General features: G+C 44.6%; 14 protein-coding genes. 11 read left to right on the top strand and 3 right to left on the bottom strand.

Annotated features, from left to right (window positions below; translation table 11 throughout):
• Window positions 1–3 precede the first annotated feature (3 nt).
• Window positions 4–714, top strand: a complete 711-nt coding sequence (locus PATL_RS07225; protein ID WP_011574250.1) for a hypothetical protein — start codon at window positions 4–6, stop codon at window positions 712–714.
• A gap of 275 nt (window positions 715–989) precedes the next feature.
• On the opposite strand, the gene PATL_RS07220 is transcribed toward PATL_RS07225, so the two are convergent.
• Window positions 990–2,810 (bottom strand): acyl-CoA dehydrogenase C-terminal domain-containing protein, encoded by a 1,821-nt coding sequence (locus PATL_RS07220; RefSeq protein WP_011574249.1) that lies wholly within the window; start codon window positions 2,808–2,810, stop codon window positions 990–992.
• Between the two features lie 301 nt (window positions 2,811–3,111).
• Here PATL_RS07220 and PATL_RS07215 point away from each other — a divergent pair, with 301 nt between their 5' ends.
• From PATL_RS07215 to glpQ, 8 genes are all read left to right on the top strand, one after another.
• A complete protein-coding gene (locus PATL_RS07215; RefSeq protein ID WP_011574248.1) occupies window positions 3,112–3,363 on the top strand; it encodes a hypothetical protein in 252 nt (83 codons plus the stop codon).
• Between the two features lie 34 nt (window positions 3,364–3,397).
• Entirely contained in the window at window positions 3,398–3,535 is a 138-nt protein-coding gene (locus PATL_RS22655; RefSeq protein WP_157043401.1) for a hypothetical protein, read from the top strand.
• Complete coding sequence (locus tag PATL_RS07210; RefSeq protein WP_011574247.1) at window positions 3,528–4,298, top strand: SDR family NAD(P)-dependent oxidoreductase; 771 nt, start codon at window positions 3,528–3,530, stop codon at window positions 4,296–4,298. Before PATL_RS22655 ends, PATL_RS07210 begins: the two co-directional genes overlap by 8 nt.
• Before the next feature lie 403 nt (window positions 4,299–4,701).
• The gene (locus PATL_RS07205) at window positions 4,702–5,727 is read left to right on the top strand and encodes an NADP-dependent oxidoreductase (protein WP_011574246.1); all 1,026 of its coding nucleotides are present in this window, start codon (window positions 4,702–4,704) and stop codon (window positions 5,725–5,727) included.
• Between the two features lie 841 nt (window positions 5,728–6,568).
• Window positions 6,569–7,942 carry a cellulase family glycosylhydrolase gene (locus tag PATL_RS07200; RefSeq protein WP_011574245.1) on the top strand — a complete coding sequence of 458 codons (1,374 nt, stop codon included), beginning with the start codon at window positions 6,569–6,571 and terminating at the stop codon, window positions 7,940–7,942.
• Between the two features lie 422 nt (window positions 7,943–8,364).
• Window positions 8,365–8,679: a quaternary ammonium compound efflux SMR transporter SugE gene (sugE, locus tag PATL_RS07195; protein ID WP_011574244.1), complete on the top strand. Its 315-nt coding sequence runs from the start codon at window positions 8,365–8,367 to the stop codon at window positions 8,677–8,679.
• Window positions 8,680–8,781: 102 nt separating this feature from the next.
• Window positions 8,782–9,165: a lactoylglutathione lyase gene (gene gloA / locus PATL_RS07190; protein WP_011574243.1), complete on the top strand. Its 384-nt coding sequence runs from the start codon at window positions 8,782–8,784 to the stop codon at window positions 9,163–9,165.
• A 36-nt stretch (window positions 9,166–9,201) separates the two neighbouring features.
• Window positions 9,202–10,191, top strand: a complete 990-nt coding sequence (gene glpQ / locus PATL_RS07185) for a glycerophosphodiester phosphodiesterase (RefSeq protein ID WP_011574242.1) — start codon at window positions 9,202–9,204, stop codon at window positions 10,189–10,191.
• A 134-nt stretch (window positions 10,192–10,325) separates the two neighbouring features.
• On the opposite strand, the gene PATL_RS07180 is transcribed toward glpQ, so the two are convergent.
• On the bottom strand, window positions 10,326–11,189 hold the full coding sequence (locus PATL_RS07180) for a flagellar protein MotY (RefSeq protein ID WP_011574241.1): 864 nt from the start codon (window positions 11,187–11,189) through the stop codon (window positions 10,326–10,328).
• 209 nt (window positions 11,190–11,398) lie between these two features.
• Here PATL_RS07180 and rnt point away from each other — a divergent pair, with 209 nt between their 5' ends.
• Window positions 11,399–12,034, top strand: coding sequence for a ribonuclease T (gene rnt / locus PATL_RS07175; RefSeq protein WP_011574240.1), 636 nt, complete (start codon window positions 11,399–11,401; stop codon window positions 12,032–12,034).
• Window positions 12,035–12,148: 114 nt separating this feature from the next.
• Here the strand turns inward: rnt and PATL_RS07170 are convergent, their stop codons facing one another.
• A complete protein-coding gene (locus PATL_RS07170) occupies window positions 12,149–12,754 on the bottom strand; it encodes a peroxiredoxin (RefSeq protein WP_006993420.1) in 606 nt (201 codons plus the stop codon).
• A gap of 266 nt (window positions 12,755–13,020) precedes the next feature.
• Here PATL_RS07170 and PATL_RS07165 point away from each other — a divergent pair, with 266 nt between their 5' ends.
• Entirely contained in the window at window positions 13,021–13,215 is a 195-nt protein-coding gene (locus PATL_RS07165; RefSeq protein WP_006993419.1) for a bacterioferritin-associated ferredoxin, read from the top strand.
• Window positions 13,216–13,295 lie beyond the last annotated feature (80 nt).

Genomic DNA, 13,295 nt, shown 5'->3' with positions numbered 1-13,295 from the left:
ATAATGGCTAAAGTACAGGTAACATGGGATTTGATAGTAGAGGGGTTCAGCGAACTCGGTGAAGACGAAGTATCGCTGCAATTTGCAATGGTTTCTGCTTTTGGCCGGGACGTTCGATTAGACCCTTATACCACTGGTAATCTCTTTCCCTCTAGATTTCGTAGAGGGCTAATTTTGTCGCCAGACTCAACTGATGATGACGGTCGACGGATCCGGACGCAAGGCATGTTCGTTGTACCCGCGAATGTGCCTACCATCAGAAACCCCTTTCTCGGCTTTGTTGCACGCGCAGTCGAGCAAGACAGCTCAAGTGATGAAAATCGTGAGCAAGATAATGAGCGCTTCTACAGTGCTGTTGAATCTAGTGCTCAGCAAATTTTTTCTGCTGGAAATGTACCTTCAGCAACGGATCTTTGGTCAGCGGGAAATAGTGCGAATTTAACCGATAGTGGCTGGTTTATATTTGACCCAGATGACGACGATAAAGTAAGTACATCAGCAAGAGTATTTCCCACATTTGGAAGTCGATTGCGCGAAGCTTTGGTTGCTGAGCCTACTATTGGTTTGGGTGGACTTAGATTGCCGGGCCCTAACGAATCATTCAGTATTACGTTTGTTGGCTCTGGAAATGCTTCTGGAGCTTTGTATCAAGTAAATGTTTCGATTCATTTAGTGACTAACGGCGGACCTACATCTTCGCAGTCGTGGTACTAATGACGTCTATGTGCGTTCATGCTTCTTTGCTGACAGTTCGATACTGACTGTTCTTTACTGACTGTTCTTTACGGAGAACCCCTTACTGATAGCAGCCTAACTTTAGGTTTATGAAACGAAAGCATAAACACCAAGGCACTGAGTCAAATTGATTCCAATAACTCAGTGCCTTAGCCCTTTCTTTACTGCTATTTTTGCATTCCTTTATTCTGCAGCACTCATGACACTTGATACACCTTAATCACATACACGCTAACGCTGATTTTCATGAACTATTACAAGAAAGACAGCAAATCTTGATCAAGTTGCATGAGCGTTTTTGGATCTGCCATCATGGTTTTGGCCAGTGATTTTGTTCTGGGCAGTAAACGCTCAAAATAAAATTCAGCGGTTTTAATTTTGGCCCGGTAAAAATCTCGATTTTCCACGTCGGTCGCGAGCTTTTCATAAGCGGTTTGGGCCATCTGCGCCCAGAAATATGCCATCATGATATACCCTGAGTACATGAGGTAATCCACTGAGGCTGAGCCAACAATATCGCGATCTTTTTTCGCTTTTAACGCTAAGCGCATGGTGTATTGCTGCCAGTTCGCCACATTCTTGCTTAGTGCCCAAATAAATTTGTTCATTTGGCGCTTGTGAGGGTTTTTAGAAATCATGCTTTTGTCTTTACAGAAAAGCAGCACTTCTTTACTGAACGCATTTAATGACTTGCCACGGGTAAGCAGTATTTTACGGCCTAATAAATCGAGGGCTTGAATGCCGGTAGTGCCTTCATACAAAGTGGAGATACGCACATCACGGACGATTTGCTCCATGCCCCACTCTTTAATATAGCCATGGCCGCCAAATATTTGCATGCCTTGGCTAGTACTTTCACAGCCCATTTCCGTTAAAAACGCTTTAAGAATAGGAGTGATAAAGCCTAACCTGTCATCCGCTTTTTCTCGCTCAGCGTCAGTCTTAGCCATTTCTATTTCATCGACTATTTTGGCGGTGTAATAGATCATCGCGCGACCACCTTCAGAGATGGCTTTTTGGGTCATCAACATTTTGCGCACATCAGGGTGCACTATGATGGGATCGGCGACTTTATCTGGGCATTTTTTACCGGTTAGCGCTCGCATAGATAAACGGTCTTTGGCATACAATAAGGAATTTTGGTAAGCCAATTCAGACGCGCAAACACCTTGCAGCGCGGTGCCTACGCGAGCCGTATTCATAAAGGTAAACATGCATTCTAAGCCTTTATTTTCTGGCCCGATTAACACACCTTTTGCATTATCAAAATTCAGTACGGCGGTAGACGATGCTTTGATGCCCATTTTGTCTTCAATGGCACCGCACGTGACCTTGTTGCCTTCGCCTAAGTTGCCTTGTTGATCAACTTGTACTTTTGGCACAATAAACAGCGATATGCCGCGCGTGCCTTCAGGTGCACCGGGCAACCTAGCTAACACAATATGAATGATGTTTTCAGTTAGGTCGTGCTCACCTGCAGAAATAAATATCTTGGTGCCCACGATGTCATAGGTTCCGTCATCATTTGGTATGGCTTTGGTTTTAACTTGGCCCAAATCTGTGCCACATTGGGGCTCAGTCAAGCACATAGTGCCAGTCCATGTACCTTCGGTTAGGCGAGTAAGGTAAAGCTCTTTTTGTTCTTGTGTGCCGTGGCTTTGGATCGTATTCATGGCTCCGTGGCTCAGGCCCGGGTACATGGCCCAAGACCAGTTAGCCGTGCCCATCATTTCTTGTTTTGCCATGCCCAGCGAAGGAGGTAAGCCTTGTCCACCATGCTCAACCGGGTGAGATAAACTCTGCCATCCCCCTTCAACGTATTTGTTGTAGGCCGCTTTAAAGCCAGTTGGCGTGGTCACCACACCATTATCGAATTTACAGCCCTCTTTATCACCGCTTTGGTTTAGCGGCAGTAATTCGTTTTCACAGAATTTTGCGCATTCTTGCAGGATTGCATCCACTAAATCAGGGGTTGCTTCAGCGAACTCCGGGTATTTTTCATAATGTTGATAATATTTGAACACGTCTTCAACCAGAAACTTCATGTCCATTACGGGCGCTTTGTACTGCAACATAGTAGAACTCCAAAATTTTTTTTCTTATAGGCTTGAGATGACTATAACAGAAAAAAACAACTGGTCTAACCACTTAACTGAAAATACTTGATTCACTGAGTAATAAGCAATTATAAATAATGACAATAATCTCAAAGACACCATGTTGCGTTTTTTGTGTTATCAATAACTGACTCAGGATGGGTTGTATTAAAGTGCAACGGTTTACGCGCTGTGTTTTAGGTGCGTTCTTTTAAGTGTTTTTTTATAAGTGATGCGCTCAAAAAAATAGCAACCAATGTGACGTTAAGGATGAAGAAAAATGCCCTATAAAGTGAATTTTTTTGCTAGGCCAGTCAATTCCGACCAAAAACTACCTTGGGAAAGTTTACTCATCGAGTTTTCTTTGGGTGTGATATGCCTTGTTATGGCTATCTACGGCTGGGATACAGGAATGGCGTTAATGGCCTACCCTGCTGGTGCAGTTGCCGCAATTTGCTTGGCGCTCGTTGCTTATTCACTATTTGGCTTCTTTCGAGAAAAGTGGCGTGCCGAGAATCAGGCAAAAGATTAGCTGCGAACTCCGCTTTTATCATTAGATGAGTTGCATGGATGTAAGCAGCAAGAATAACCTTTTTATGGATCGCCCTTGGGATTGGTTACCGCCAGACCAAGTACAGAATAACAAAAATAACGAAGCGCCTGATGCTTGGCGCTTTACTAAGATAAGGAACGTAGATGAATAATTTTTTTTCAGTGGCTGGCAAGATTGCGGTCGTAACAGGTGGCTCTAGTGGAATAGGCGCTATGATCGCCCGTGGATTCGTGGAAAACGGCGTGAAAACCTATATCACTTCGCGCAAACTTGAACAGCTTGAACAGACCGCTTCTGAACTATCCTCCTTAGGTGAATGTATTGCCATTCAGTCTGACTTATCGACCATGGCAGGAGTTGAGGCATTCGCCGAGGAAATGCTTAAACGCGAATCAAAAATAGACATCCTCATCAACAATGCAGGTGCCGCCTGGGGAGCGCCGGTAGAAGACTTCCCTGAATCAGGTTGGGATAAAGTCATGGATTTAAACGTGAAGTCTATTTTCTTTTTGAGCCAACGCTTACTGCCCTCGCTTCGTTTAGCGGGCGACGCGAACGAGCCTTCACGGATAGTCAACATTGCCTCTGTTAACGGGCTCACTCACCCTCACATGAACAATTATTCGTATTCTGCGAGTAAGGCAGCGGTTATTCAATTGACGCGCCATATGGCGGCCGATATTCGCCCAACTAACGTCAATATTAATGGGATTGCGCCCGGGTTTTTCCCAAGCAAGATGACAAAACAATTACAGGGGCATGAGCAAGAGATTGCAGATAGCCTTCCTGCGCGCAAAGTGGGCGAGTTGGCTGATGTGGCTGGTACGGCAATTTACCTTTGCTCAAGGGCGAGTAATTACGTATGTGGTCACACGGTTGTGTTAGACGGTGGTCAAGTGGCTAATGCGGGTTAAGCTACTTTAAGGCCAAGCAATAACGCCTCATATTTGAATACATGGGCGTCGAGAAGCCAGCATTCTCTGCTGGCTTTTTTATCTGAAACGTGATTAGCATCCTTCTTTGCAGTATAGACTTGTGCATTTCTCGCCTACTGCCGTTCTTACTTATCAACGGTTGTATTGTGTATTTGGTCTCCCATTCCACGCTTTCATAGAGACAGTTAATAGCGCCTCATCATTTTTTACAATGGCTATTGTGCTTAAGAAAGACCACAAATATGTTCAACTAACCGTTACCTTATTCACACTTGGTTGGCTAGCTTTTGCTTTATGGATCGTTATTTAATTGAAGTTTAATCCAATGAATCAACGTTACATCAACCAAGGATACATTTACCACAGTATGTAGGAGTTCACTATGTCTCAATATGTAAACCGCGCGGTTGTATTAGCGAAAAGACCTGATGGCGAGCCACAAAATGATGATTTTAGAATTGAAGAGCAACCTCTAGCCCCACTTGCACAAGGTGAGATACTGGTTCGCACTGTCTGGTTATCCTTGGACCCCTACATGCGCCCGCGCATGAATGACATGAAATCATATGCAGCGCCTACCCCTATTGGCGGCACAATGACAGGTGAAGTGGTCGGTGAGGTAATGGAGTCGCGCTCAACTAAGTACGCTGTGGGCGATCATATCACCGCTTATGGCGGATGGCAGGAGTACTTCGTCAAACCGGATGACGCGCCCATGATGTACAAAATTCAAGATCTGAATATTCCTTTGCAATCTTACCTTGGTGCGGCGGGTATGACTGGTCGCACGGCGTATTTCGGGTTAACCGAAATCGGTAAACCGCAACCCGGCGACACCTTAGTGGTGTCTGCTGCCTCAGGCGCTGTTGGCGGCATTGTAGGCCAGTTAGGCAAGATGTACGGCTGTAAAGTCATTGGTATCGCAGGTGGCAGCGAAAAATGTCAGTTCGTAGTTGATGAGCTTGGCTTTGATGCCTGCGTAGATTACAAAGCAGGTGATCTTGAAAAAGACTTACAACAAGCCTGCCCCGATGGTATCGATATCTATTTTGAGAACGTAGGCGGTGATGTCACTCGCGCGGTGGCTAAGTTACTCAACCCAGGCGCTAGAGTGCCCATTTGTGGCTATGTCTCAAATTATAACGATACTGATCTAAGCAAGGTACAAACGCCGCAAGATATTTTGGCAACATCCCCTAACCCACCCACCGCTCGCTTTTTTGTGCAAACTGAATGGCAAGATCAACACCAACCAATCACCCAAAAATTGGCGCAGTGGGTCAAAGATGGCAAATTGGTGTATCGAGAGTCTATTGCTGAGGGCATTGAGCAATCGATACCTGCATTCCAAGGGATGCTCAAAGGCAAAAACTTCGGTAAACAGCTGGTCAGTATTAGCCCTGAATAATCACAAGTAACAGGGCTGATAGTGGCTGTCATAGTTGTTGTCATAGTTGTTGTAATAGTTGCTATATGCCTTTTATCGGTAACCATGGAGCGATGCTTTGACCGCGTTTCGCATTGCTCCTTTGTTTTCCCCCCTGCCTTTTGCCTTAGCAACTCACTTGAGCTACTGACTCTATTTGATCTAATTTCTGACTTGTTCGTCTCGTTATTCGTTTCTGAACATCACATCTAAAAATAGTCATCGCAGGTCGTAGCGCTTGCGCATGTTTATTGGGTGTCGAAAAGTCAGTTAGCGCTTTCAGCGGCTAGTAATCACTGCAACGGCAACTAACAATCTTGCCTGTGAGCAAAGCTTAGCGTTTATTGACGATAATACTTTACCAGCCACTTAACCCCAGCCGATGAATATGACTCTTTATAAAAATAAAGAACATGTGAAGCATCGTCTTGCTCTTACTCAATTGCGCGTTTCAAGTTTGCGCAAGGTTAGTCTTTCACTCCCACTTTAGTCTCTCAATAATTGACGAAAATATTATGCCGCTAATATCAAATCTAGTTAATGTTCGTCTCTAATCAACGACAGAACTAAACTCCAACTTCCATAAAGTGAATATTACTCGAGTAAAAACAATTACTTAAAATAATTAAGCAACTTGGAACGAATTTCGCTAACCTTACCCTGAAAGGGTAATTATTTTACCTTTTGTTTGGCGGTATTTTCCCTTGTACCGCTTGATGTATCGATGTGCAAAATGTGTTGAAAGAAACAGAACTTCAGTATTCACATTCTGCGTAAGGGCGATTAATACAACTAGATCAATAATTTATTTCAAGGAATTTTAATGAAACACGTGTTACGTACATCCACCAAAGACCGTTTAAAACGCACAAGCTTGCCTCTGGCTATCATGTTAGGAGTAGCAATTATGAGTGAGGCCGCTGTACCTCCTCTTAATGTCAGTGGGAATCAAATTGTGACAGATGGCGCCCCCGTGAGCTTTGCAGGTAACAGTCTATTTTGGAGTAATACCGGTTGGGGTGGCGAGAAATTCTATACTGCGCAAGCCGTTGCGAATGCAAAATCAGAGTTTGGTGCGAACATAATACGTGCCGCAATAGGCCATGGTGTAAATACGGCCGGTAGCTTAAATTTTGACTGGGACGGTAATATGAGTCGCTTGGACACGGTCGTAAACGCCGCTATTGAGCAAGATATGTATGTCATTATCGACTTTCATAGTCACGAGGCTCATACAGACCAGGCCACTGCAGTGAGGTTTTTCGAAGAAGTCGCCAATAAATATGGTACCTACGACAACGTTATTTATGAAATCTATAATGAGCCATTGCAGATTTCATGGGCCAATGACATTAAGCCTTATGCAGAAACGCTAATCGATAAAATACGTGCGATTGATCCAAATAGCCTGATTGTGGTTGGCACGCCGACCTGGTCTCAAGATGTTGATGTGGCCTCACAAGATCCCATTGATCGGGCGAATATTGCCTATACCCTTCACTTTTACGCTGGCACGCACGGTGCGTCATTGCGCAATAAGGCACAAACGGCTTTAAATAACGGCATCGCACTCTTCGCCACAGAGTGGGGAACTGTCAATGCTGATGGCAATGGCGGCGTAAATGCAAATGAAACCGATGCATGGATGGCTTTTTTCAAAGCAAATAATATTAGCCACGCTAATTGGGCGCTGAACGATAAAGACGAAGGTGCTTCCACTTTTACGCCCGGCGGAAGCTGGAATTCATTGACTGCCTCAGGCACAAAGGTGAAGTCGATTATTAAAGGGTGGAACTCGAGTGTCGTAAATTTAGACAGTGATGGTGATGGAGTAAGTGACAGTGATGATCAATGTGATAACACCCCCACAGGTACAACAGTCGATATTATTGGCTGTGCGATAGCCGATTCCGATGCTGACGGTGTAAGTGATATCACAGACCAGTGCCCCAACACACCACAAGGCACAAATGTAGATGCTACTGGTTGCCCGCAAACAACAGGCAGTGGCATCGATTGCAGTGCAATAAATAGCTACCCTAATTGGGTGCAAGCAGATTATCCCGGTGGCACGAATAACCACAACGACACAGGTGACCAGATGCAATACCAAGGCAATGCTTATGAAGCAAATTGGTACACTAATAGTTTACCAGGTAGCGATTCATCATGGGTATTGCTAGGTAGCTGTGGTTAAACCATGCTATTGCGCTTAACCGCTTCTGAATATCGTCGTTAGATATTGAGATACAAGAAACACGAATAGTGAACGGCAAAAGTACTACCACTATTCGTGTTTCTTTTCTTCGCCCCGTCACTAAATGATTAAAGCGGGCTTTTCCTCTGCATTGACGCGCGCTTTTTACACAAGGTGTTACCCAGAAATAGGATGTTTAATGCGCCACGTTTTGCATCTGTGATTTAGCGACTATTTATTAAGTCACCCACTGTGTTAAAATCTTATCGTCTTTTCGACAATCAAATTTTCACCACCTGTGCGCTGTGCGTGCATAGAGCGGCTTGTGTTAGCTCAAGGTTGTGATATCAACGAAATGAGGACGACCTCATCCCTCGCGCTTTTCTCTGGGACGACCCAGCTCAAAATGGGTAGGTATAAAAATGAACTGGATTATTTTGATCATCGCAGGGTTATTCGAAGTTGTGTGGGCAATTGGCCTAAAATACAGTGACGGTTTCAGCAAGCTGTGGCCTTCTATATTCACTCTTGTTGCCATGGCCATCAGTTTTGGTTTATTAAGCATAGCCATGAAATCACTCCCAGCGGGAACCGCGTATGCCGTTTGGGTTGTTATCGGCCTCATAGGCACGGCGATTGTTGGTATTGTTATGCTCAACGAGCCGCTTAATTTTTGGCGAGTGGTTAGTTTAATCACCATTACGGTTGGCGTCATTGGATTGAAACTAAGCAGTTAATATCTGACTATCCATTTTTTGTTACGCTTTGTCATATTGTTGAGACAGTTAACTAGTTACAATCAACGACTTAGTCGCACCTCAGGATTGTTAAGGACCATTATGCGCTTTTTGCACACCATGTTGCGTGTCGGTAATTTGGACCGCTCTATCACTTTTTACACTGAACTGCTTGGCATGAAACTGCTACGCAGCAGTGAGAACAAAGATTACCGCTATACGTTAGCGTTTATCGGTTATGGCGACGAAGACAACAACACCGTATTGGAATTAACCCATAACTGGGATGAAGATAGCTATGATATAGGCACCGCATATGGGCACATCGCCCTTGGGGTGAATGATATATACCAGGTGTGTGAGCAATTAAAAGCCCAAGGAGCCGATGTATATCGAGACGCTGGCCCAGTAAAAGGCGGCAGCACAGTAATTGCATTTGTGCGCGACCCGGACGGTTACGCCATTGAGCTTATTCAAACAACATAATTATCCGCGAAAGGAAACTGAGACATTGGAGTCAATATGAAGAAAACAATTTTGTCGTTGTCATTGCTTGCGCTGCTGGCGAGCCAAGCCGCTTGGGCTGAACCATTGGTCATTGCTCATCGTGGTGCTTCGGGGTATCTACCAGAACACACCATGGAGTCCACTACTCTCGCCTTCGCCCTTGGGGCAGACTTTATTGAGCAAGACGTAGTGATAAGCAAAGATGGCGTGCCAGTCGTACTGCATGATATTCACTTAGATACAGTGACAAACGTTGCTGATAAATACCCACAGCGAAAACGTGATGACGGGCGTTTCTATGCCCTTGATTTTACCTTAACAGAATTAAAGTCTTTAAAAGTGCATGAGCGCAGCACAACAGATGGCAAACAGATTTTCAAAAACCGCTATCAAGGCAACGCTGAATTTACCATTGCGACCTTTGAAGAACAGATTGAGCTGATTAATCAACTTAACCGGCAATTTGGCAAGAACATTGGTTTTTACCCTGAGATAAAATCCCCTGCTTGGCACCGGGAACAAGGCGTGGATATCAGCAAAATTGTTATGAAAACCCTGCGCAAACATAGCCTTGATGATGCTAGTAAAGCCATTTATGTGCAGTGTTTCGATTATGCTGAGCTGAAACGTTTGCGCCATGAATTGGGCGCAAAAGTAAAATTGATTCAGTTGCTAGGTGAAAATGATTGGGGGGAATCCCCCACTGATTATGATGCTCTGCGCACGTCTGAAAAACTCGAAGAGTTAGCCACAATCGCTCAAGGTATAGGCCCATGGATCCCTCAGTTGGTTGATATGCAGACCCTACAACCCACGGGATTGGTCAAACGCGCACATGATGCAGGGCTTGACGTGCACCCATATACGTTTAGGCAAGACGCGCTGCCAAAAGGCGTAACCAATAAACAAACGCTGGACTTATTGTTTAAACAGCTAAAAGTGGACGGCTTGTTTACTGATTTTACCGACACAGTCGTGACGTATTTAGACCAACAACCCCGCTAAGGATATATTGGTTAGCGCATTGGCGCGCAGCGACGCCATCACTTAGCCAATAGCAAAAAGCCGATTAATTGTATTAATCGGCTTTTTTGATGGCTCTGTCACATCCTGACGTTGTTTGGCAGAAAGCGATCCCGCTAAGGTTTCGCCATGCGGATCACCACACGTCGGTTTTTTGCACGGGACATTTCATTGGTATTCGGGGCAATGTGTCGTCGTTCGCCATGGCCTGTCACTTCGATTCGCTGAGGTGCTACGCCCATGTCGCTAAAGTAATTTTTTATCTCTACCGCACGACTCACCGACAAGGTTTTGTTCATGTCTCGACCGCCGTAGCTATCGCTGTAACCGTCGAGCAAAACTAATTCCATATCGCTATCTTCTTTGAGGTATTGACCAATCATATTCAAACGGCGCTGGGAGTACTTGGTCAATTCGGTGCTGTTTTTCTGGTAGGCGAGAATGGTGTAGGCAATATCATCAAAACTATAGGGCAGTAGGTTCGATACACATTGTGCGAAATTTTCATAAGGGGCAGCAAAATTGCTGGCATTTAAGCCAACTGAAATCCTGTCATTTTGATTGTACCAGTCTTGATAATATATGGTCGGCCAGAAACCCTTTTCTAGTTCCGAGAGCATAGTCCACGCAACTTGCTCTGGCAGATCGCCATTGTATTGCTTACGTATGGTCATATCTGCAATGGCGTGGTGCATTTGCCCCGGCATCCACCGAGGAGGAACAGAATAGACAGACGCCATACCAAACGTTTTAGGCAAACGCAGCATATCAAGCTCAAACTCCATATTCAGTTGCTTAGACGCCATGCTAGTAAACATTGCCTCACCATAGCCTGGTATTTTATGTGCCAAGGTACACTGCAAACGACTTTGCTGGCTTAACTGCCAGTCAGATGTCTCAATTTTTGCCGCGTATTGCCGTAGCCCAGCTGATAGAGAACCGCTTAACGTCAGGGACACTATAAATAAGATAGATTTCATAAGTCTTTTCGTTTGATTAATTCCGCTTCATGAGCAATCACTGCTCCTGTGCATTGGTTATCGACTCCCACGGTAAAAGCTTAACCCTGAATTCACCGCTTGCCCAGTCTACTAAAGATTATAGTTCGCTAGATTATTAAGTATATAGGGTAGCGACGTGTGCAGATAGTTGACATAATCACGCCTTATTTTTATCGCTATAGGTAGCTATGTCAGATCCCCAATTTCTCCTAAAAGACCGATTCAGAGGCTACTTTCCCGTTATCGTAGATGTTGAAACAGCGGGCTTTAATGCGCAAACCGACGCGTTGCTTGAAGTCGCTGCAATTACGACCCAAATGGACGCCGATGGCTTTTTAACCCCAGATAAAACGTTTCATTATCACGTGGTTCCCTTTGAAGGGGCTAACTTAGAAAAAGCGGCGTTAGAGTTCAACGGGATAGATCCTTGGTGCGCCCTGCGGGGAGCATTAGATGAAACAGAAGTCATGAAAGACTTGTGCAAGCAAATTCGCAAAGAGCAAAAGGACGCTGACTGCCAGCGCTCAGTAATGGTGGCGCACAACGCCGCATTCGATTTAGGTTTTATCAATGCCGCTATCGAACGCAGTAAAATTAAGCGTACGCCGTTTCACCCATTCGTATCATTCGATACCACCACGCTATCAGGTTTAGCGTTGGGGCAAACGGTATTAGTCAAAGCATGCCAAGCGGCCAATATTAGTTTCGATCAAAGCGAAGCACATTCAGCCTTATATGACACCCAGAAAACGGCTGAACTCTATTGTTATATTGTTAATAAATGGCAAAGCGCATGTGGTTGGCCTACCCCAGAGCATGACTAAGCCTTATTTCGCAGACACAAAAAAGCCGCTGTTCACATAAGATCACAGCGGCTTTTTTATCACTTCATCTATAACGCATCACGCTACAGAGTATTAAAGCGGATCAGCGTTGAATTAAAGCGAATCAGCGTTCTCTGAAAGATAGCTAGCAACACCTTCAGGGCTGTCTACCATACCTTTTTCACCAGCTTGCCAACCGGCTGGGCATACTTCACCATGTTCTTCATGGAAGTTAAGCGCATCAACCATGCGAAGCATGTCGTCAATGTTACGACCTAAAGGAAGATCGTTGACCACTTGGTGACGCACAACGCCTTCTTCGTCGATCAAGAATGAACCACGAAAAGCAACGCCAGCTTCTGGATGCTCAACATCGTATGCTTGACAAATTTCGTGCTTAACATCAGCAACCATAGCGTATTTCACTTTACCGATACCGCCGTCATTGATAGCAGTGTTACGCCATGCGTTATGGGTAAACTGAGAATCAATAGACACACCAATCACTTCTACGCCACGTTTTTTGAACTCATCGTAACGCTTATCAAAAGCGATCAATTCAGATGGGCAAACAAAAGTGAAATCAAGAGGGTAGAAAAACAATACTGCTTTTTGACCTTTGATTGCTTCGCTTAGGGTGAAGTTTTCAACGATATCGCCATTTCCTAATACGGCTGCGGCGGTAAAATCTGGGGCTGGGCGACTAACTAGTACACTCATTTTTGATCTCCATTCTTTGGGTTTAAAATATGCTGGCGCATAGTGTAACGACTATTAACGGGTTATCACACTCTTTTACGAACCAATAATGTAGGTATGGTTTGGCAAAAACCAAGTGGCGAGTCAGATTTTACGGCCTCTTCACCTCACACTATCAAGTAGAAATCAATCTAGACTATTTAATGTACAAATTGACAAAAGAAATACTTGAAAGTACTGCAAACAACAATTATTATCATTTACATCAATATTCAGTAAGGTTAATTATGTACGTTTGTTTGTGTCACGGCATTACCGACAAAGCTATTAAACAGGCCGTTCGCGAAGACGGTGTGGGCAATATGCGCCAGTTACGTGAAGCGCTTGGCGTGGGTGATCAGTGCGGCAAATGTGTGCGTATGGCGCAAAGCATCGTTGACAACACGATTATTGATGAATCTCTATTTAAAGAAGTGTGTTAACCCAACCTAGCGGAGTCAACACTCGCCAGGAACACCAAAAAATCAGTGCCTTTTTAGCGTTCATTAGTATTACGACGCAG

It is taken from the genome of Paraglaciecola sp. T6c, assembly GCF_000014225.1.
GTDB lineage: Bacteria > Pseudomonadota > Gammaproteobacteria > Enterobacterales > Alteromonadaceae > Paraglaciecola > Paraglaciecola atlantica_A.
This window is presented reverse-complemented; position numbering and strand designations above follow the sequence as displayed.

Bases quoted from the DNA above. Each gene is read 5' to 3' on its own strand.
- PATL_RS07170 (WP_006993420.1), bottom strand. From the start codon at position 12,754: ATGAGTGTACTAGTTAGTCGCCCAGCCCCAGATTTTACCGCCGCAGCC.
- PATL_RS07205 (WP_011574246.1), top strand. From the start codon at position 4,702: ATGTCTCAATATGTAAACCGCGCGGTTGTATTAGCGAAAAGACCTGAT.
- glpQ (WP_011574242.1), top strand. From the start codon at position 9,202: ATGAAGAAAACAATTTTGTCGTTGTCATTGCTTGCGCTGCTGGCGAGC.
- PATL_RS07225 (WP_011574250.1), top strand. From the start codon at position 4: ATGGCTAAAGTACAGGTAACATGGGATTTGATAGTAGAGGGGTTCAGC.
- rnt (WP_011574240.1), top strand. From the start codon at position 11,399: ATGTCAGATCCCCAATTTCTCCTAAAAGACCGATTCAGAGGCTACTTT.
- PATL_RS07165 (WP_006993419.1), top strand. From the start codon at position 13,021: ATGTACGTTTGTTTGTGTCACGGCATTACCGACAAAGCTATTAAACAG.
- PATL_RS07215 (WP_011574248.1), top strand. From the start codon at position 3,112: ATGCCCTATAAAGTGAATTTTTTTGCTAGGCCAGTCAATTCCGACCAA.
- sugE (WP_011574244.1), top strand. From the start codon at position 8,365: ATGAACTGGATTATTTTGATCATCGCAGGGTTATTCGAAGTTGTGTGG.
- PATL_RS22655 (WP_157043401.1), top strand. From the start codon at position 3,398: ATGGATGTAAGCAGCAAGAATAACCTTTTTATGGATCGCCCTTGGGAT.
- gloA (WP_011574243.1), top strand. From the start codon at position 8,782: ATGCGCTTTTTGCACACCATGTTGCGTGTCGGTAATTTGGACCGCTCT.
- PATL_RS07180 (WP_011574241.1), bottom strand. From the start codon at position 11,189: ATGAAATCTATCTTATTTATAGTGTCCCTGACGTTAAGCGGTTCTCTA.
- PATL_RS07220 (WP_011574249.1), bottom strand. From the start codon at position 2,810: ATGTTGCAGTACAAAGCGCCCGTAATGGACATGAAGTTTCTGGTTGAA.
- PATL_RS07200 (WP_011574245.1), top strand. From the start codon at position 6,569: ATGAAACACGTGTTACGTACATCCACCAAAGACCGTTTAAAACGCACA.
- PATL_RS07210 (WP_011574247.1), top strand. From the start codon at position 3,528: ATGAATAATTTTTTTTCAGTGGCTGGCAAGATTGCGGTCGTAACAGGT.